The 18,578-nt window shown below is 72.6% G+C and carries 15 protein-coding genes; 4 read left to right on the top strand and 11 right to left on the bottom strand.

Going from position 1 to position 18,578, the window contains the following annotated elements; translation table 11 throughout:
• Window positions 1–5: 5 nt before the first annotated feature.
• The 3 genes from ACFWGJ_RS28105 to ACFWGJ_RS28095 all read right to left on the bottom strand — a co-directional run bounded on the left by ACFWGJ_RS28105 (window position 6) and on the right by ACFWGJ_RS28095 (window position 2,442).
• Entirely contained in the window at window positions 6–422 is a 417-nt protein-coding gene (locus tag ACFWGJ_RS28105; protein WP_387329953.1) for an ATP-binding protein, read from the bottom strand.
• 725 nt (window positions 423–1,147) lie between these two features.
• Window positions 1,148–1,690, bottom strand: coding sequence for a hypothetical protein (locus tag ACFWGJ_RS28100; protein ID WP_387329947.1), 543 nt, complete (start codon window positions 1,688–1,690; stop codon window positions 1,148–1,150).
• Window positions 1,691–1,797: 107 nt separating this feature from the next.
• The gene (locus ACFWGJ_RS28095; RefSeq protein ID WP_387329945.1) at window positions 1,798–2,442 is read right to left on the bottom strand and encodes a hypothetical protein; all 645 of its coding nucleotides are present in this window, start codon (window positions 2,440–2,442) and stop codon (window positions 1,798–1,800) included.
• 417 nt (window positions 2,443–2,859) lie between these two features.
• On the opposite strand from ACFWGJ_RS28095, the gene ACFWGJ_RS28090 reads away from it, so the two are divergent.
• Window positions 2,860–4,371, top strand: a complete 1,512-nt coding sequence (locus ACFWGJ_RS28090; RefSeq protein ID WP_387329942.1) for a helix-turn-helix domain-containing protein — start codon at window positions 2,860–2,862, stop codon at window positions 4,369–4,371.
• A 30-nt stretch (window positions 4,372–4,401) separates the two neighbouring features.
• Here the strand turns inward: ACFWGJ_RS28090 and ACFWGJ_RS28085 are convergent, their stop codons facing one another.
• Together ACFWGJ_RS28085 and ACFWGJ_RS28080 are read right to left on the bottom strand one after the other, a co-directional pair.
• Window positions 4,402–6,144, bottom strand: a complete 1,743-nt coding sequence (locus tag ACFWGJ_RS28085) for a pyruvate dehydrogenase (RefSeq protein ID WP_387329940.1) — start codon at window positions 6,142–6,144, stop codon at window positions 4,402–4,404.
• Window positions 6,145–6,229: 85 nt separating this feature from the next.
• A complete protein-coding gene (locus ACFWGJ_RS28080) occupies window positions 6,230–8,146 on the bottom strand; it encodes a protein phosphatase 2C domain-containing protein (RefSeq protein ID WP_387329937.1) in 1,917 nt (638 codons plus the stop codon).
• A 413-nt stretch (window positions 8,147–8,559) separates the two neighbouring features.
• Here ACFWGJ_RS28080 and ACFWGJ_RS28075 point away from each other — a divergent pair, with 413 nt between their 5' ends.
• Both ACFWGJ_RS28075 and ACFWGJ_RS28070 read left to right on the top strand, forming a co-directional pair.
• Entirely contained in the window at window positions 8,560–9,585 is a 1,026-nt protein-coding gene (locus tag ACFWGJ_RS28075; protein WP_387329934.1) for a winged helix-turn-helix transcriptional regulator, read from the top strand.
• Window positions 9,586–9,645: 60 nt separating this feature from the next.
• Entirely contained in the window at window positions 9,646–10,128 is a 483-nt protein-coding gene (locus tag ACFWGJ_RS28070; protein WP_381834082.1) for a DUF456 domain-containing protein, read from the top strand.
• Window positions 10,129–10,146: 18 nt separating this feature from the next.
• Here the strand turns inward: ACFWGJ_RS28070 and ACFWGJ_RS28065 are convergent, their stop codons facing one another.
• A complete protein-coding gene (locus ACFWGJ_RS28065) occupies window positions 10,147–11,433 on the bottom strand; it encodes an SGNH/GDSL hydrolase family protein (RefSeq protein WP_387329930.1) in 1,287 nt (428 codons plus the stop codon).
• Window positions 11,434–11,546: 113 nt separating this feature from the next.
• Between ACFWGJ_RS28065 and ACFWGJ_RS28060 the strand changes: the two genes are divergently transcribed.
• Window positions 11,547–11,915 (top strand): PPOX class F420-dependent oxidoreductase, encoded by a 369-nt coding sequence (locus ACFWGJ_RS28060; protein WP_387329927.1) that lies wholly within the window; start codon window positions 11,547–11,549, stop codon window positions 11,913–11,915.
• Window positions 11,916–11,945: 30 nt separating this feature from the next.
• Here ACFWGJ_RS28060 and ACFWGJ_RS28055 read toward each other — a convergent pair whose 3' ends face one another.
• The 5 genes from ACFWGJ_RS28055 to ACFWGJ_RS28035 all read right to left on the bottom strand — a co-directional run bounded on the left by ACFWGJ_RS28055 (window position 11,946) and on the right by ACFWGJ_RS28035 (window position 18,447).
• A complete protein-coding gene (locus ACFWGJ_RS28055) occupies window positions 11,946–12,425 on the bottom strand; it encodes a methylated-DNA--[protein]-cysteine S-methyltransferase (RefSeq protein ID WP_387329924.1) in 480 nt (159 codons plus the stop codon).
• On the bottom strand, window positions 12,422–13,825 hold the full coding sequence (locus ACFWGJ_RS28050) for an AlkA N-terminal domain-containing protein (protein WP_387329950.1): 1,404 nt from the start codon (window positions 13,823–13,825) through the stop codon (window positions 12,422–12,424). Before ACFWGJ_RS28050 ends, ACFWGJ_RS28055 begins: the two co-directional genes overlap by 4 nt.
• Window positions 13,826–13,936: 111 nt before the next feature.
• Complete coding sequence (gene rsgA, locus ACFWGJ_RS28045) at window positions 13,937–15,052, bottom strand: ribosome small subunit-dependent GTPase A (protein WP_387329921.1); 1,116 nt, start codon at window positions 15,050–15,052, stop codon at window positions 13,937–13,939.
• A gap of 271 nt (window positions 15,053–15,323) precedes the next feature.
• The gene (locus tag ACFWGJ_RS28040) at window positions 15,324–16,847 is read right to left on the bottom strand and encodes a cellulose binding domain-containing protein (RefSeq protein WP_387329918.1); all 1,524 of its coding nucleotides are present in this window, start codon (window positions 16,845–16,847) and stop codon (window positions 15,324–15,326) included.
• 244 nt (window positions 16,848–17,091) lie between these two features.
• A complete protein-coding gene (locus tag ACFWGJ_RS28035; protein WP_387329915.1) occupies window positions 17,092–18,447 on the bottom strand; it encodes a radical SAM protein in 1,356 nt (451 codons plus the stop codon).
• Between the last annotated feature and the right edge of the window lie 131 nt (window positions 18,448–18,578).

The raw sequence follows: 18,578 nt of genomic DNA, 5'->3' as shown, positions 1-18,578 counted from the left end.
GCATCTCATGCCGCGCCCCCATCCAGTTCGAACCACACCGCCTTCCCCACCCCGTGCATACGTACGCCCCACGCGTCGGCGAGCGACTGCACCAGGATCAGGCCCCTGCCGTGCGTGCCCTCCTCCGCGTTCGGTATCCGCAGCCTCGGCCTGCGCGCCTCGAAGTCCCGTACCTCCACCCGCAGTCCGCGGGGGCCGATGGTCGCCGTGAACAGCGCCTCCTGATCGGTGTGGACGAGCGCGTTGGTCACGATCTCGCTGGTGAGCAGTTCTGCCGTCTCGGACCTGCCGGGCCTCCCCCAGTGGGCGAGCAGCTCGCGCAGCGCCCTGCGGACCTCGGGCACGGCCCGCAGATCGCACCGCCGGAGCCTGCGCCTCACATGCGACAAGCCTTCCTGAAGACCTTGCTGATCGAATGCGATCTCCGCCGTGTTCGCCGTGTCCTCCACGGTCGTGGCCGAATTCACCGTCTCCGCCGAGAAGGCCCCGGATAAAACGGGACCGCCTCCTCGCGCATACCTCTTCATGACCCCCGCCGCTCTCGGTACCCCTCCTGCTCGAACACGTTCACGGAATGCATGCCCCGCCAGGAAACCCGGCAGTCATGTCGATTCTTCAATTACTTGCTGGACGTGGGTTGTTGACCGCAGTTCAACGCGGTCCTGCCGATGACGGATCACACCCGCGAAGCCTTCGGAAAGGCCCCGCGGGTGACGGGAGGGGGTGGACGCGGCGAGTACGGCGGACCCCGGCGGGCGCGGGCCGCGCGACCGATTGCGTACGACCCCGCCCGGACGGCCGGCGAACGCACTGGTGACATGGGGGAATCCGGCCGCCCGGCGGACGGTCCACGGCGGGCGGGCCGCCGGGGATGGCGACGACGCACCGCCGACGGCGGCCCGCACCGGTCGTGCCCCGGGCGGGAGCGAGGGGCCAAGTGCGGGAGGCGGCGCCGTTCAGCCGCCGCACCGGGCAGCGCTGTACCGGACGGGCGCACACCGCTTCGCGCCGGTGTCCCCGGCCGACGTCGACGGCCGTCGGCGCTCGGCCCATCCGCCGACAGCCACCTCCCGCACCGGCCGTACGCGATTCGGCCGTATACGCGCCGGCCGTACGCGATTCGGCCGTACGCGGCCGTGGCCTTCGCCTACTTGCTGCCGATTCCCTTGTCCCCGATGTGGATGATCTCGTGATCACGGTTCATGTCGACGACGATCTTGGTCGTGGTCGTGTCCCCCCAGGTCAACGTCACGACCGCTTCGGAGTGGTCCGCCTTGCCGTTGTCGGTGACCGTCCACTTCGCCGGCACGTTCTGGGCCCGCAGGACGCCGTCCGCGTGGTTCGCGTCCTCCCAGGCCTCGATCTGCGTGAGGTAGTCGGCGTCCACGTAGTACTTCCGCAGCTCGGTGACCAGGTTCCCGCCCTCGCCCGGGCCGCTCTGCGCGTCGATGTACGCGCCGTAGAAGTCGGCGATCCGGCTCACCGAGTTCGACGGCTGCCCGCTGACCGAGCGGAACGCGGCGGTCCCCGCCGTCGGCCCGACCGAGGTCGCCTCGGCCGACGCCGTGATCGCGAGCGGCAGGGCGGTCGCGGCGACGAGGCCGGCGATCAGAGCGGCACGGCGTCCCCGCCTGCGCGCGGTGGTGCTGGTGGTGCTGAAGGCGTTGCTGTTGCCGCTGTTGCTGTTCATCGGTCTGTGTTCCCCGTTTTCGTGGTCATGGTGCTCATCGGTCATGTTCGATCGGGGCCGCCCTCTCGACCCCCGTCGCGTGAGGGCGGCCCCGGCTCGGGTGGCGGTCAGTAGAGCTTGTTGACCGCGGTGGTCGTCGTCTTCTTGAAGGCCTTCACGGGCGCGTCGGAGAAGTCGCCCATCTGCCCCCACTTCACGACGGTGACGGCCCGGCCGTCCCGGCCGACCGAGTAGAGGTTGATGTCGGTGGCGCCCCACGAGGTGTTGGTGTGCACCCCGTAGACGTGGGCGCCCTCTTCGACCGGCAGCGTGCCGTAGTCCTTGAGGGTCGCCTCGACCTCGGGGTCGGCCAGCTCCGCCTTGGCCGCGCAGGCCTTGATCTCCTTGTTCAGCCGCTTGGCGAGGGCGTCGGCCTTCGCGTTGCTGCCGACGACGATGGTCAGCTGCTGGGCGTTGGTCTCCAGGTCGGTACGGAAGTCCCGGTACGAGGAGTCGTAGCCCGGCAGCGCGTCCTCCAGGCAGAAGACCAGCTCGTCGGGCACACCGGGCGTGACCTTGCCCGCCGTCCAGGCGGACGAGGGGTGCGGCGGCAGCTGGGCGGCCGACAGGAACTTGGGCGTGCCGCTCGACGTCACCGAGACGGGTGCCGAGGTGTTGACGACGGCACCGGCCGGGCCGGCGAGTACCGTACCGACGGCGAGGGCCGCGGCGGCGAGTGCGGTGAACGCCGCGCCTCGGGTGCGCTTGCTCATTGGATGTCCCCCTGGGTCTGAATGCCTGCACGTCCTGTGTGCATGGCCGTTCTGTGTACGTGGCCGATCCGTGTGCACGGTTGTTCTGCGTGCACGGTCGTTCTGCGTGCACAGTTGTTCTGCGTGCACGGCTGTTCTGCGTGCAGGGCGAATCGCCTGCACAAGTGGTGGGTGGTGTCGCGATGGCCCGTCGTGGGCTGCCACAGGCTGGTCGGTCCGGCGGCGGTCGGTGCGACACCAGAAGCATCAGCCGTCACTCGGGGCGTGCGCAACAGGAGACGCCGTTTCCGCCACGGTGGAACCATCCCATCCCTCCTGACGTGCAGGTATATGGAGTGCCTGGGATGCTCGTCCCGGGCCGGGACAGGCCCCTCGGCCGGGGGCGACGACCAGTAGGGCGACGAGTACGGGGGAACGGTGACGACTCGGGACGAGGACGTCGAGGAGTTCGCGGCACTGCTGAGACGTCTGAAGGCGCGGACGGACCGCAGTTACGGCGCCCTGGCGCGCCGGGTGAACATGAACACCTCCACGCTGCACCGCTACTGCGCCGGCGACGCGGTGCCGCTCGACTTCGCCCCCGTGGAGCGGTTCGCCGCACTGTGCGGGGCGAGCCCGGACGAACGGCTCGAACTGCACCGCCGGTGGATCCTGGCGGTCGCGGCCCGGCAGCGGCCCCGTACGCCCGGCGCGTCGGAGGACCCTGCTCCTGCCACGGCTCCTGCCCCGGACACAGACCCGGACACGGCACCGGACGACGGATCGCGGCCCAGCGAACCGGACGAGCCGGACGAGCCGGATGAGCCGGACCCCGCGAGCGAGACCGTCACGAGCGCGCCGACCGCGAGTTCCGTGGGCAGCCCCGTGGGCAGTTCCGTGGACAGTCCCGTTGAGGAACTAGCGGACGCCCCCGCCGCCGAAGGACTCGTGTCCAACGCCGTCCCCGCGACCGGAGCCGTTGCCGGAACCGGCGCCGCCGGCCCGCACCCCCGCCCCGCCTGGTACCGGCGGCGGATCACCGTCACCGTCGCGGCGGCGTCCGCGCTCCTTCTCACACTGGGGAGCCTGTCGGCCCTCTCCGACGACCGCTCCTCCGACGACGCCTCCGGGACCGTCCGCCCGTCCCCCACGACGTCCACCTCGGACCCCCGGCACCGCCCGTCGACGAGCCCGTCCCCCAGCGGGAGCAGCGCCTCGCCCTCGGCCGGCGCCACCGGCAAGGCGTCCAAGGCGCCCGGTGACGGCGCGCCTTCGAGTGCGAAGGGCGCGAAGGGCAAGCAGAAGCCCAACGGCGGCGGAACCGTCTCCGCGCCCCTCACCTGGACCGCCAACTCGCAGGCCTGGAAGCTCGGCTGCGGCCACGACTACGTGATCCGCAAGGACCCGGCGCAGGTCCCGCCGCCGCCGGCCCCGCAGGACGCCGGGACCTGGGCGGCGACCCAGGGCGCGGTGCACGGGCGGGAGACCAATGTCGAGATCTCCGTACAGGGCCGGTCCTCCACCGCCGTCGTCCTGACGGATCTGCGGGTCCGGGTGGTCGGCCGTACCGCCCCCGATCCCGGCACCGTGTACGCCATGGACCAGGGCTGCGGCGGCTCGATCACCCCGCGTTCCTTCGCCGTCGACCTGGACAAGGACCGCCCGATCGCCCGCGCGGTGCCCGGCAACGACACCGGCACGCCGATCCCGGCCGTACGGATGCCCTACCGGGTGTCGGCCTCGGACCCGGAGGTCCTGCTGGTCACCGCCCAGACGGAGAACTGCGGCTGCGACTGGTACCTGGAGCTGGACTGGTCGTCCGAGGGGCGCACCGGCACGGCCCGCATCGACGACCACGGCCGTCCGTTCCGTACGAGCGCCATCAAGGGTTTGCCGCGCTACTGGTACGGAACGGAAGGGTCGGAGCGCAAGTGGGTCCCCGCCGACTGACGGTCCCGGCCGGGACCGGCCACAAGTTCCTTACGGACGGGGCACGTTACGGAGGTTCGAGCGGGCCATCTGCGCCATGCGGCCCACTCCCCCGTCGAGGACGATCTTGGACGCCGACAGGGCGAAGCCGGTGACCATCTCCTTGCTGATCTTCGGCGGGATGGACAGGGCGTTCGGGTCGGTGACGACGTCGATGAGGGCGGGGCCCTTGTGCCTGAAGGCGTCCTTCAGGGCGCCCGCCAGCTCCTTGGGCTTCTCGACGCGTACGCCGTAGGCGCCGCAGGCCCGTGCGACGGCGGCGAAGTCGGGGTTCTTGTTGCTCGTCCCGTACGCCGGAAGACCGCCGACCATCATCTCCAGCTCGACCATGCCGAGCGAGGAGTTGTTGAAGAGGACGACCTTCACCGGCAGGTCGTACTGGACGAGGGTGAGGAAGTCGCCCATCAGCATGGAGAATCCGCCGTCGCCCGACATCGAGACGACCTGGCGGCCCCGGTCGGTGAACTGGGCGCCGATGGCCTGCGGCAGGGCGTTCGCCATGGAGCCGTGCGAGAACGAGCCGATGATGCGGCGACGGCCGTTGGGCGTGATGTAGCGGGCCGCCCACACGTTGCACATACCGGTGTCGACGGTGAACACGGCGTCGTCGTCGGCGAGTTCGTCGAGGACGGAGGCCACGTACTCCGGGTGGATCGGGACGTGCTTGTCGACCTTGCGCGTGTAGGCCTTGACCACTCCGTCGAGCGCCGCCGAGTGTTTCTTGAGCATCTTGTCGAGGAAGCGGCGGCTGGTCTTGGGGCTCACCCTCGGGGTGAGACAGCGCAGGGTCTCCTTCACATCGCCCCACACCGCGAGATCCAGCTTCGAACGACGGCCGAGCCGCTCGGGCCGTACGTCGACCTGCGCGATCTTGACGTCGTCCGGCAGGAAGGCGTTGTACGGGAAGTCGGTGCCCAGCAGGATCAGCAGGTCGCACTCGTGGGTGGCCTCGTAGGCGGCGCCGTACCCGAGGAGCCCGCTCATGCCGACGTCGTACGGGTTGTCGTACTGGATCCACTCCTTGCCGCGCAGGGCGTGCCCGACCGGGGACTTGATCTTCTCGGCGAACTCCATGACCTCGGCGTGCGCGCCCGCCGTGCCGCTGCCGCAGAACAGCGTGACCCGGTCGGCCTCGTCGATCATCGCGGCGAGCTTGTCGATCTCGGTGTCGCCGGGGCGCACGGTGGGGCGGGAGGTGACGAGGGCGGTCTCGGCCGCCTTGTCCGGGGCGGGCTGGTCGGCGATGTCACCCGGCAGGGTCACCACGCTCACGCCGCCCTGGCCGACCGCGTGCTGGATGGCGGTCTGCAGCAGGCGGGGCATCTGCTGCGGGTTGGAGATCATCTCGCTGTAGTGGCTGCACTCGCGGAACAGCTGGTCGGGATGGGTCTCCTGGAAGAAGCCGAGGCCGATCTCGCTGGAGGGGATGTGCGAGGCGAGGGCGAGCACGGGGGCCATGGAACGGTGGGCGTCGTACAGGCCGTTGATGAGATGCAGGTTCCCCGGGCCGCAGGAGCCCGCGCAGGCGGCGAGGCCGCCGGTGATCTGGGCCTCGGCGCCCGCCGCGAACGCCGCCGTCTCCTCGTGCCGGACGTGGATCCAGTCGATGGCGGAGTTGCGCCGGATCGCGTCGACGACCGGGTTGAGGCTGTCGCCGACGACTCCGTACAGGCGTTTGACTCCGGCGCGGACGAGGATGTCGATGAACTGCTCGGCGACGTTCTGCTTGGCCATGAGTCACACGCCCTTCGCTGTCGATCGCACTGACGATCGCTGTCACGGGATCCCCTCAGATCCCATCTGTTCACAGCGGGCGCGGTTACGCCTCCCAAACGGCGGCGGCCGTCCGGTCGTCGGCGTACCCCTTGACCCGGACCGTGCTGTCCGCGAGGAACGCGGCGACGCCGGGCGGCTCGCTTCCCGACCAGCGGGAGGTGAGGTGTTCGACCAGGCGCGGCTCGCCGCGCAGGGGCTCGGCGAGCCCGCCGCTGCACAGCAGGAGCGTGTCGCCCGGGCGGGCGACGGAGGCACGGAAGCGGAAGGGGTCGCGGGGCGGCGGCTCGGGCGCCGGCTCGTACGGACTCGGGGGTGTGGTGATGCCCAGGTCCATGGTCAGACGGTCGCCGTCGGGCGTCTCGTGGGGCGCGTCGCGGGGCGCCCCGTGGGGTGCCTCGTGGGGCAGCGATCCGAAGCCGACGACCGCCTCGCCCGTGGCGTCGGCGACACGCGGTTCGATGTCCTGCCACTCGCCGTCCCGCAGGCGGAACAGGCCGCCCGCTCCGACGCCGAAGAAGACGCGCGTACGGCACTCGGGGTCGGCGGGCAGGAGCAGGCAGCGCAGGCTCGCGGTGTACTCCTCGGGCTCGACGCCCCGCTCGACCGCGCCGGCCCGCAGTCTGCCGAGGCTGCGGTCGGTGAGGCGGTGCAGGCCCGACTTCAGGTCGCCGCGCCTGGCGGCCCTGATGTCCTCGGCCAGCCGGGCGTGGCTGCGGCCCACGGCCCTGCCGATCCACCGGCAGGCCTCGGCGGCGGCGCGGTGGGCGTCGGGGGTGGCGCGGGCGCCGGTCGCCATGGCGACCAGGACGAGGGCGTCGTCGCCGGTGCCGAAGCGGGCGGTGAGCAGGGAGTCCCGGCGCGGCTCGCCCCGGAACCGGGCGGAGTCCCCGCGCACGGAGACGGCCCGCAGGGTGTACGTGCCGTACGACGCCCCGTCCAGCACGGTGTCGGCCACGAGGTCGTCGAGGTCGTCCGGGTCCGCGGGCGGGAGCGCGGTGGGTTCGGCGTCGTAGGTGGGCGGGCCGGAGCCGACGTGGTCGACGGGGGCGGGGGTTTCGGGCATGCGCAGAACGGGCTGACCGGGCTGGTCGGCGGGGATGTCGAGGAGGGTGTCGGGGCGGACGGGCGGGGTGCCGACGGTGGGCGGGGGCGCGATGGTCGGCGGGCCGCCGGGGGGCTGGGGCCAGGTGGCGGGACGCTGGTCGGGGTCCGCGGCCTCCGCGTGCGCCTGCGCCTCCGCGGCGGGCGGAGGGACTTCCGTGGACATGGCCTGGCCCTGGCCCTGCTGGAAGGTGGTCGGGCCCGGGGGGTTCGCGGGAGGGGCCTCCCAGGGGGCGCGCTGGCGCTGCAGCCCGCTGCGCCACAGGGGGTCCGACTCCGGCGTTTCGGTCTCGGCGGGGGTACGGCGGTCGGGGGCGGGGCGGCTTTCCGGGGCGGGTGTGCTGGGGGGCCACCAGGGTGGGGGCGTCCCCTCGGCGGGGGCGGGCGGCTTACCGCCGGGTTGTGTGCCGGGTGCGGGTCGTGGGGGTTGGCCGCGCAGTTCCCCGCGCCCCTCACGGGGGCCGGTGCTCGGCGCCGGGCCACCGGCCGTGGGCGGGCCCGCGGGTCGCGCGTCGCCTGCGGGTCGTGGGGGCTGGTCGCGCAGTTCCCCGCGCCCCTTACGGGGCTCCTCCGCGCGCCCGGTGTTCGGGTCCGCGGGGCCGTCCGTGGGCGTAGCGGCAGGTCGTACGTCGCCTGCCAGCCGTGGGGGCTGGTCGCGCAGTTCCCCGCGCCCCTGGCGGGGTGGGGGGACGGCCGGGGTCTGGGGTGGTGGTGTGCCCAGGGTGTCTGTCGCCGAGGCGAAGCGGTCGTCCAGGGAGTCCGGGGCGGGCGCCGGGCCGGTGTCCCCCGTCGAGTCGTCGTACAGCTGTCCCCACCAGTCGTCCTGCTGACCGGTCGGCCTCTCCCCCTGCTGGCTCATGCCCGTAATTGTCCACCGCTGAGGCCGGATGAAAACGGGGCATCGGGAAAAACCAGCGATACGGGACCGCCGGGCAGTCCCACCCCCCACGGGAGAACCACCCGGCGGCGCCTGTATGACCGGATCCCTCACGGAACCGGCCCCTCCGGCCCCGAGCGCGTCCTGCTCACCCGAGGCCGAGCTGTGTGCACCGTGTGTGGCGGACGGGTTCCACCTGGCGTCCGGGATATCCGCGGGAGCCCCGTAATCCCGGTCTTTGGCCGGTCCTCGCCGGTACTCGCCGGGGCCGGAGCCCGTACCGTCCCTGCGCCACCTTGGCAGAGAGACGGACGGTACGGCGATGATGTGCGGAGGCGGTTTTACGCCGTGGCCGTTTTCCGCCACGGCCGGTGTTCGGGGAGGGGCGGCGCCGCATGCTCGCAACGACAGGTCTGGCAGCACTGGGACTGGACGACACGCACGAGTCGGCGTACCGGGCCCTGGTGTCCGTGGGCGCCGCCGACGTGCCCGATCTCGCGCGGCGGCTCACGCTCGGCGAGCACGACACGGAGCGCGCGCTGCGCAGACTGGAGCGGCACGGGCTGGCCGCGCAGTCGTCGGCGCGCTCCGGCCGCTGGGTCGCCGCGCCACCCGGCGTCGCGCTCGGCGCGCTGCTCACCCAGCGGCGCCACGAACTGGACCAGGCCGAGCTGACGGCCGCGCTGCTCGCCGAGGAGTACCGCGCGCAGGCCACCGAACCCGCCGCCGTGGACCTGGTGGAGGTGGTGACCGGCGCCGCCGCGGTCGCCCAGCGTTTCCTGCAGCTCCAGCTCGGCGCGAACGACGAGGTGTGCGCCCTGGTCACCGGCAACGCCGTCGTCGTCTCGGGGACGGACAACGACGCGGAGGAGCAGGCCGCCGACCGGGGCGTCCGCTACCGCGTGGTCGTCGAGCGGTCGGTCCTGCACCTGCCGGGCGGCATCGCCGAACTGTCCGCGGCCCTCGGCCGTGACGAGCGCGTACGGGTCGTGGACGAGGTGCCGACCAAGCTGGTGATCGTCGACCGGTCCCTGGCCATGGTCCCGCTGACCTCACAGGCTCTGGAGCCCGCCGCGCTCGTCGTCCACGCCAGCGGACTGCTCGAATCGCTGTCGGGTCTGTTCGAGTCGGTGTGGCGGGATGCCCTTCCGCTGCGCCTCGGTGTGCCCGCGACGCCCGGCGCACCCGCCACCGTCGTCGAGGAGGAGCGGGACGGGCCGGACGGCACCGATCTGGAGATCCTGTCCCTGCTCCTCGCGGGGCTGACCGACGCCAGTGTCGCCAAACAGCTCGACCTGGGGCTGCGGACCGTGCAGCGCCGGGTGAAGCGGCTGATGGAGCTGACGGGCGTCACGACCCGTCTCCAGCTCGGCTGGCACACGTACGAGAAGGGCTGGGTGGCGCGGGGCGAGCAGGGCTAGACCGTGCCTCCGGCACGGGACTGACCTGCGGGTTCCCCCGTCCTGGGGCACTCTGGGCAGATGGGAGCGTGGGAACTCCTGCTGGTCGGTGTGGTGCTGCTGCTCGGCCTGAGCGGGGTGCTGGTGCCTGGCGCGCCGGGGTCGTGGCTCGTGTGGGCCGCGGTCCTGTGGTGGGCGTTCGAGGATCCCCGGGCGCTCTCCTGGGGTGTGCTGGTGGGCGCCACCGCTGTTCTCCTGGTCGTCCAGGTGATCCGCTGGTGGCTGCCGCCGCGCACGCTGCGGGCGAGCGGCGCCACCCCTCGAATGGCGGTGTACGCGGGCGTGGGCGCCCTCCTCGGCTTCTTCCTGGTGCCCGTGCTCGGCGCGATACCCGGCTGCCTCGGCGGCATCTACCTCGCCGAACGGCTGCGGCTCGGGAGCCACGGGGACGCGATGGCCTCCGTACGCGGGGTGATGCGCCAGGGCGGGACGAGCGTGCTGGTGGAGCTGTTCGCCTGTCTGCTGATCGCGGGGGCGTGGCTGGGAGCCGTCATCTGGGGCTGACCGCGTCACCAGACCGCGTCACCGGGAGACGTCGGCGGGGCCCGTGAGGCCCGTGAGGTCCGTGAGGTCGATGCTGTCGGCCAGCGCGCGCATGCCCGCGTCGTTGAAGTGGAGATGGTCCCCGGGATCGTAGGCGGCCCGCATCCGGTCCGGCCGGGACGGGTCGCGGACCACGGCGTCGAAGTCGGCGACCGTGTCGAACAGCCCGCCGGTGCGGATGAGCTGGTTGACCGACCGGCGTACGCGCTCGCGGGCGGCGGTGTGGCTGCCGTGGCCGCCGAACGGGGTGATGGTCGCGCCGACGACCCGGATCCCGCGGGCGTGGGCGCGCCGGACGATCTCGCGGTACGCGGCACCGAGGGCGGCCGGATCGGTCTGGTTCGGCGTGCTCTTGATGTCGTTGACGCCCTCCCACACGATCAGCGTGCGCACCCCGGTGCGGGAGAGCACATCGGCGTCGAGGCGGGCCAGCGCGCTGGGCCCGCGCCCTTCGAGCAGCAGCCGGTTGCCGGCGACGCCCGCGTTCAGTACGCCCTGCCGCCGGTCGGCCGGCAGGGCGCGGAGCCGTTCGGCGAGCCGGTCGGGCCAGCGGCGGTTGGCGCTCGGTGTCGAGCCGGAGCCGTCGGTGAGGGAGTCGCCGAGCGCGACCACGCTGCCGGGGGCCTGCGGACGGAGCACGTCGACGCCGGTCACGTAGTACCAGGAGGAGGTGGTGGCCTTATAGGCCGCGCCGCCCGGCTCCGCGGCCCGATTGCCGTTCAGGGCGAGGAAGTTGGTCTGCAGCGCGTCGCGGTGGTAGGTCGCGGGGCCCGAGTCGCCGGGGGTGTGGAGGGTGACGAGGAGGTTCGTGGCGGCGGGGACGCTCAGGGTGAGGGGATCGCTGACGACGTCCTTGCCGGCCGGCACGGTGATCTTCTTGCGGCCGCCGAAGGTGAGGGTGCGCATGGTGCCGGAGAGGGCTGCGGGGCTCTTGGGCGCGTTCGGCCGCTGTCGGGCGAGGGTGGCCGCGCCGAGCACCAGCGGCTGGGTGCCGAGCCGGTTGGAGACGCGTACGCGCACGGCCGTGCCGCCGACGCTCGTACGCACCACGTTGCGGATCGAGGCGCCGGGGAGCGGGGCCGCGGTGCCGGAGGCGGCGGCCTGCCAGGTGCCGGTCCAGTGCCGGGCGGCGGCCCGCGCGCCCGTGCGGTCGGCGGTGGCCGGGGGCCCGCCGTGGGCCGCGGCCGTGCCCAGCACGGTGAGCGCCAGCGCGCCGGCCACGGCGGTCAGGGCCCGGCAGGCGTCTCTTCGTCCGACCTCGACCATGCGTTCCTGCCTTCCACCGACGGAGTCCGAATGGGACCCGCGGGGTACAGGTGCCGGGGGCCCGGGGTCAGGATCCGGTGCGGCGGGCGGGAAAACCGTGTTTGGCTGCTGACATGACCGCATTCAGTGAAGCCGAACGGGCGTACCTAAAGTCCCAGCGGCTGGGCCGCCTCGCCACCGTCGATCCGCACGGCCAGCCGCAGGCGAACCCCGTCGGCTTCTTTCCGCAGGACGACGGGACGATCCTCATCGGCGGCTATGCCATGGGGACCACCAAGAAGTGGCGCAACCTCCAGAAGAATCCGAAGGTCGGTCTCGTCATCGACGACATCGTCAGCCTCCGGCCCTGGAAGGTGCGCGGGGTGGACATCCGTGGGGACGCCGAACTCCTGACCGGACCGCACGAGTTGGGCCCGCACTTCAGCGAGGAGCTGATCCGGGTCCATCCCCGGCGGATCCACAGCTGGGGCCTGGAGGAGTAGCCGGCGGCCGGTCTCTCAGCGGCCGGTCTCTCAGCGGCCTTCGAGGGTGAGGAGCCGGACCTTGCGTTCCAGCCCGCCCGCGTACCCGGTGAGGGACCCGTCGGCGCCGATCACGCGATGGCAGGGGCGGACGATCAGCAGCGGATTGGCGCCGATCGCTCCGCCGACGGCCCGTACGGCGATGCGTGAGGCACCGATGCGCGCGGCGATCTCGCCGTACGTGGTGGTCTCGCCGTAGGGGACGGAGTCGAGGGCGTCCCAGACCTTCTCGCGGAACTCGGTGCCGCTCGTCCGCAACGGCAGCCGGAACGCGGTGAGTTCACCGGCGAAGTAGGCGGCGAGCTGCCGCTCGGCCTCCGTGAAGAGTTCCGGCGCGTGCCGCCAGCCGGGGCCGACCGTGCGTCCGCCCTTCTGGCCGGGCACGGACAGGGAGGTCAGCGCTCCGGACTCGTCGGCGGTGAGCAGGAGTTCACCGAGAGGGCTGTCGAGGGAGGTGTGGTACGTGGTCACTTGTCTTCGCTTCCCGGCTGCCGGGCAGCCGCTCGAAGGTGCCGCAGGGCGTAGGAGCGCCACGGTCGCCAGGTGTCGGGGACGGGCGCTCCGGGCGGGCCCACGTCGGGGTCGCCGAGCGCACGGGTACGGATGACGGCCACGGCGTGGGCGTCCAGGCCCGGCAGGGCGTTCAGGGCGGTTCGGGCCGCCTGCCGGTCGGCGCCCGCGTCGAGCCGCAGGCCGCCGTCCGCGAGGGCTGCGGCGAGGGCGCCCAGGGTGCCGCCCGCCCCCACGAGGGAGGCGGGCTCGGGAAAGACGTGGGTGAGCGTCCCGCAGGGCACGTCCAGCGCCTTCCCGTACGCCCGCACGAGCCGCTCGGCCTCGCGGGGTCCGACGAGCGCGCGGACGGCCAGTTCCTCCGGGTCGGCGGCGCCGGGCGAGCGCAGGCCCGGCCTGGCGGCGACCAGCGGGGCGAGCCGCGGGTCCGTGCCGAGCCGCTCGTCCACGGCGTACGGGTCGGCGTCCAGGTCGAAGAGGCGGCGCAGCCTCTGCACGGCGGTGGTGAGGTCGCGCAGGTCGGTGAGGTGCAGCCGGGCGTCGAGCCAGCCGCCGCTGTGGGCGGACGCGTCCGCCGGCCGCTCCCCGACGGCGGCGACGCCCGTCCCGTACGGCAGCCGCAGGGTCCGCCGGTAGGTGCGGGACCCGGGGACGCCCGTCACCTCCTCGACGCCCGGTACGGCCTCGGCGCCGAGCAGGTCGAAGACGGCGGCGGCCTGGTACGGGCCGCGGTGGGCGAGGCGCAGCGGGATACCCGCGGAAGGGGTGGACGCGGAGGGGGCGGACACCGGACGGGTGCCGTCGCGGGGCGCGGTGGTGCGCAGCCCGGTCGGCGTGGCCGCGTACACGGTCCGGATCGTGTCGTTGAACTGGCGCACGCTCGCGAAGCCGGCCGCGAACGCGATCTCGGTGACGGGCAGTTCGGTGGTCTGCAGGAGCACCCGTGCGGTGTGGGCGCGCTGGGCGCGGGCGAGGGCGACGGGTCCGGCGCCGAGTTCCGCGGTGAGCTGCCGCTGCACCTGTCGGGCGCTGTAGCCGAGGCGGACGGCGAGCCCGGCGACGCCCTCGCGGTCGACGACTCCGTCGCCGATCATCCGCATGGCGCGGCCCACGACGTCGGCGCGTACGTTCCACTCGGCGGACCCGGGTGCCGCGTCCGGGCGGCACCGGCGGCAGGCCCGGAACCCGGAACCCTGGGCCGCCGCCGCGGTGGCGTAGTACCGCACGTTCTGCCGCTTCGGCGTCACCGCCGGGCAGCTCGGGCGGCAGTAGATGCCCGTCGTCCGCACGGCGAAGAAGAACGCCCCGTCGAACCGGGCGTCTCGGCTGCGTACGGCTCCGTATCCCGTCTCCTCGTCAATCACCCTTCCAGTCTGCGCCCCCGCCGACCTGCGGGCTGGCGGATTTCGGACGCCACGTTCCCGGTGCCCGGTGCGTGGGAGGCGGGCGGGTCCGCCCACCTCCCGCACACCTCACTGCCAGGCCCGGTTCCCGCGCTTGGCCTCCATCGCGGCCCGCCCCTCGGCGCCCCGGCGCTTCCACTCCCGGCGCAGTTCGTTGCGGACGCGCACGTCGGTCTTGGCCACGATGCGCTGGTTCTCGCGCAGGAGCTTGCGGTAGCTGTCGAGCCGCCGCTCGGGCAGTACCCCGGATGCGTGCGCGGCCAGGACCGCGCACCCGGGTTCGGCCACGTGCGCGCAGTCGAGGAACCGGCAGCCCTGGGCCAGCTCCTCGATCTCGGAGAACACCTGCCCGACACCGCTGCCGGCGTCGAAGAGCCCGACCCCGCGCAGGCCGGGGGTGTCGATCAGCACGCCACCGCCGGGAAGCACCAGCAGATTGCGGGTCGTGGTGGTGTGCCGGCCCTTGCCGTCGACGTCACGCGCCGCCCGGACGTCCATGACGTCCTCCCCGAGCAAGGCGTTGGCGAGCGTCGACTTGCCCGCTCCGGACTGGCCGAGCAGCACGGAGGTGCCGCCGGACACGACGGCGCCGAGCACGTCGAGCCCGTGCCCGTCCGTGGAGCTGACCGCCAGCACCTGTACGCCGGGCGCCGCGGTCTCCACGTCCTGCACGAGGTACGCGAGGCCCATCGGGTCGGGCACGAGGTCGGCCTTGGTCAGCACGACCAGCGGCTGGGCCCCGGATTCCCAGGCCAGCGCCAGGAACCGCTCGATCCGGCCGAGGTCGAGCTCCACCGCCAGGGACACCGCGATGATCGCGAAGTCCACGTTGGCGGCGAGGATCTGCCCCTCCGACCGCTTGGAGGAGGTCGACCGCACGAAGGCGGTACGACGCGGCAGATACGTCTGTACGTAGCGGGGGTCCCCGCCGGGGTCGACGACGGCCCAGTCGCCGGTGCAGATGACCCGGAGCGGGTCGTGCGGCGTCACGAACTCGGTGTCGACCCGCACGGGCCCGTCGGCGGTGACGACATCGCACTGGCCGCGGTCGACCCGCACGACCCGCCCGGGCACGAGCCCGCGCTCGGCGTGGGGCGCGAAAGCGGCGGCCCACTCGTCGTCCCAGCCGTAGGGCGCGAGGGGGTGAGCCGGAGAAGAAGAAAAGGACACGAACGAGGAGGACAAGGGGTGACCCTTCGAAGGGTGGCCCCGGCCGCGCGCACTCGGGCGCGGAGAAGAAGGGTGTCAGCCGGTGACCACAGAGGTGGATTCGATGTACTTCCGGATGCGGGCAGCGCCCTTTGCCAAGACAGCCATCGTTCACACCTCCCTGATCACATCGGTACGACACCGGCGGCGCGGTACTGCCGCCGCTCGAACAAGGCGACCCTAGCCCGCTCTCGCGACGGGGCCAACCGGTTTTTGCGACCCGGTCGGCCCCGATGTCCGGCTCGCCTCAGCCGGAGTGCGTACAGCTGCGGCCGTTCAACGTGAAGTCGACCGGTGGTGAGTTCGCGTCGCGCCAGGACGCGAGGAAGCCCACGGCGAGTGAGCCGCCCGCGGCGACGGACTTGTTGTAGTCGGCGGCGCTCGCGGTCACGCGGGAGCCCTTCTGGTCGAAGCTGCCGTCCCACATCTGCGTCATCTTCTGGCCGTCGCGGAAGGTCCAGCCGACGCGCCAGGTGTCGAGGGCGTAGTCGGACTTCACGGTGACGGTGGCCTGGAACCCGTCCGGCCACTCACTGACCAGGTCGTACCTGGCGTGGCAGACGGCGGGCTCGCTGGGGTTGGGCGCGGCGCCGTCCTCCTCGGCGGAGGACGAGGAGTCGCCCTGGGCCTCCTTCTCCGACTTCGACCCCGTATCGGCGCCCTCGCCCGCGCTGGACTTGGGTGTCTTCGGGGAGGCCGTGGACGACGTCGACTCGCCCACCGACCCGGAGTCGGACGGCAGGCCGTCGAACGAGGGCACCTGCTCCCCCGCGGGCCGCCGTCCCGCCGACTCCGCGGTGGTCTCGGTGCCGTCGTCGCCCGAGCCGAAGGGCACCAGGGTCACGACGAGTGCGAGGAGCGAGACCCCGGCGGCCACGGCCAGCAGCCCGGCGCGTCCGATCCGGGCCCGGCCGCCGCCGCTGCCCTGCATCCAGGGGGCGGGTTCGTCCAGGTCGTCGGCGGCACTGCGGCTGAGCCCCGACTCGACGGCCCTGCGCCGCCGTTCGAGGTAGGCGAGCCCGCCCCAGCCGATCACTCCGCCCGCGAGCGCGGAGGGCAGTCCGCCTCCGCTGTGCTTGAGACAGGCGGCGGCCTCCGCGCACTCGACGCAGCGGGCCAGGTGCCGTGACAGGTCGTCCGGCACGTCGGCGGCGGGCGAGCGGGTGACCGCGTCGAGCAGCCGGGCGTAGCTGCGGCACTCCTCGGAGAGCGGGGTGTCCAGGTGGTTGCGGTGGCAGCGGTCGCGGAACACTCCGCGCACCTGCTGCAGTTCCTCGGCGACGCCCGCCGGATCGAGGCCGAGCCGGCGGGCCACCGCGGCCGGTGGCATGGCCTCGACCTCGGTCAGCCACAGGAGCGCGGCGTCCGGTTCCTGCATGTCCCGCAGTCCGCGCAGGGCGAGCGGCCGGTGCAGGGGCGGGCCGGAAAAGCGTTCGGCCTGCTCGGAGTTGAGCCACAGCCGCAGTTCGGGTACGAGTCGGTCACCGATCCCCTGGGCCTCCCAGGCGATGGTCGTCTGTCGTACGGCGGTCAAAAGGAGCGGTATGCGCGGCAGCCTGGGCGAACGCGCCCGGCGTCCGAAGCTTTTGCCGCCGGTCCCGGCCTCCGCGGCACGCGCTTCGCGTATGCCGCGGGAGAAGGCCTCGGAGGCCAGGGGGCGTGCGTCGGCGGAGCCGCCGGTGCAGAGGTCGGCGTAGGAAAGAACCGCGTCCCAGCACTCCGAGAACAAGGTTGCCTCGGCGGCGTCCTGAGGGGTCGGCAGGTCTGGCATGGGTGGGGGTTTCACCTGCATCCAGAAGAGGGCTCAAGTGGGGTCAACTCACCCGTTTAATACGGGAGTTGATGGGGACGTCTCGCGAAGGGCCGAGTTTTTCACGGTTCCTGCACAACTGACAAGCGGCACCGCCAAATCCGGTTACCGCCGGTCGCATGCCCCACCAGGCCCGTCGGCCTCGGACGTCCGTCCCCCTCAGCCCCTCGCTCCGCCCTTCGACACCTGTCCGCCGCCCCGCCCCTCAGGCCACGGGCACCTCGTCCGTACCCGCTTCCCTCTCCTTGCCCACCGGCGCGTTCGCCGGGAGGCTGTCCATGAAGGAGCTGACCGAGAACACCGCGTTGCCCGGTCCGGGCGGACCGTATCCGGGCGGCGAGGAGAGCCCGAACTCGTCCATCGTCGCGCGGTAGGACTCCAGGAGCCGGATGTGGTACTCCAGCGGAGCGCCGTTCGGATTGGCCTTGCCCAGCGGGGTCGTCGGCTCCGGGCACCAGGTGGTGAAGCGGGGCGTGATGCCCTGCGACATGAAGAACCGCAGCCCCTCCGTCGTGGACGCGATCGCCTCGTCGACCGTCGTGAACCCGAAGGGCTCGGCCATCTCCACGCCCGCGACGAAGTTGGGGATGACATTGCGCGCGCCGAAGACCTCCGCGGAGTCGAGGATGCGCTTGTGCCACTCGTCGCGGCCCACGTACCGCTCCTTGCCGGGGCAGTACATCTTGAACAGGTACTCGTCCCACACCTCGTAGTTGGGGTGGTAGATCTGCACGCCGTAGTCCTTGAAGCGCTGTACGTCGTCCTTCGGCAGCGCCTGCGCGACGACCTTGCCGATCCACCGGCCCGGGAAGTGCTCCTCGATGGCCTTGGCGTACATGCCGTAGAAGTCGGCCTCGTCGCGGCCCTGCAGCTTGGAGGTGATCGCGCCGCCGGTCAGCGTGTACGCGGTGGACGTCTTCGCCGTGTCGTACCGGTCGATGATCTCCAGCGCCTCAAGGACCTCGTCGACGTCCTTCACCCCGGTGTACGGGCGGCCCGCCGCCTTCTGCTGGCGCCAGTTGTGGTTGATGTCGCAGTACTGGCACTCCTCCTTGGCGCCGAAGTACTGGCAGACGCGGAAGACCGTCAGGTAGATCAGGTAGCCCCACTGGATCGTCGGGGCCACCTCCATGACGGACTTCCCGTTCGAGAGCTTGTGCCGGTAGTACTCCGGCATCGGCGGCACCCCGACGTCCGAGATCCGCTTCCCGTCGAGGTACAGCCCGAGCAGGCCGTCGGGGCCGGCGGCGACGCGGTAGGGCGAGGCCGGGTTCACGCGGACGGACACGACGGTGCGGCGCAGGTCGTACGGGCCGCCCGTGAGGATGATCTCCTCGGGCGGGCGGCGCAGGGCGGCTTCGCCCAGCTCGGGGAGGGTGCCGTGGTCGAAGGAGAAGATGAAGTAGGACTTCGGTTTGACGTCCCCGCCCTCGTTGTCGCTGAGCGCGGAGTCGTCGAAGGCCACGCCGCCGCGGAGCAGGTCTTCCTTGAAGACCGCCTCTCGCGGTACGTGCGGGAACCTTTCCATCAGATCCTCGACCAGCGCGGTTCGGCTGCCCATCCCGTCCTCCTCGCGTGCGGTGTTCGACTCCTCACGGTATGCCCCGCCTCCGGGGCGGCCGGTGCCGGGGCCCCTTGAGGCGGGGCTGGGCCCCGGGGCCCTTTCGCCTGCGGGCCGGTGGGGGTCACCCG

The sequence above is a fragment of the Streptomyces sp. NPDC060205 genome (assembly GCF_042728395.1).
Lineage (GTDB): Bacteria > Actinomycetota > Actinomycetes > Streptomycetales > Streptomycetaceae > Streptomyces.
Note: the sequence above shows the minus strand (reverse complement) of the source record. Positions and strands in the feature narration are given on the sequence as shown.

Coding starts and splice junctions, on each gene's coding strand:
- ACFWGJ_RS28100 (WP_387329947.1), bottom strand. CDS start 1,690: ATGAACAGCAACAGCGGCAACAGCAACGCCTTCAGCACCACCAGCACC.
- ACFWGJ_RS28075 (WP_387329934.1), top strand. CDS start 8,560: ATGCTCGCAACGACAGGTCTGGCAGCACTGGGACTGGACGACACGCAC.
- ACFWGJ_RS28065 (WP_387329930.1), bottom strand. CDS start 11,433: ATGGTCGAGGTCGGACGAAGAGACGCCTGCCGGGCCCTGACCGCCGTG.
- ACFWGJ_RS28085 (WP_387329940.1), bottom strand. CDS start 6,144: ATGGCCAAGCAGAACGTCGCCGAGCAGTTCATCGACATCCTCGTCCGC.
- ACFWGJ_RS28070 (WP_381834082.1), top strand. CDS start 9,646: ATGGGAGCGTGGGAACTCCTGCTGGTCGGTGTGGTGCTGCTGCTCGGC.
- ACFWGJ_RS28095 (WP_387329945.1), bottom strand. CDS start 2,442: ATGAGCAAGCGCACCCGAGGCGCGGCGTTCACCGCACTCGCCGCCGCG.
- ACFWGJ_RS28080 (WP_387329937.1), bottom strand. CDS start 8,146: ATGAGCCAGCAGGGGGAGAGGCCGACCGGTCAGCAGGACGACTGGTGG.
- ACFWGJ_RS28040 (WP_387329918.1), bottom strand. CDS start 16,847: ATGCCAGACCTGCCGACCCCTCAGGACGCCGCCGAGGCAACCTTGTTC.
- ACFWGJ_RS28060 (WP_387329927.1), top strand. CDS start 11,547: ATGACCGCATTCAGTGAAGCCGAACGGGCGTACCTAAAGTCCCAGCGG.
- ACFWGJ_RS28035 (WP_387329915.1), bottom strand. CDS start 18,447: ATGGGCAGCCGAACCGCGCTGGTCGAGGATCTGATGGAAAGGTTCCCG.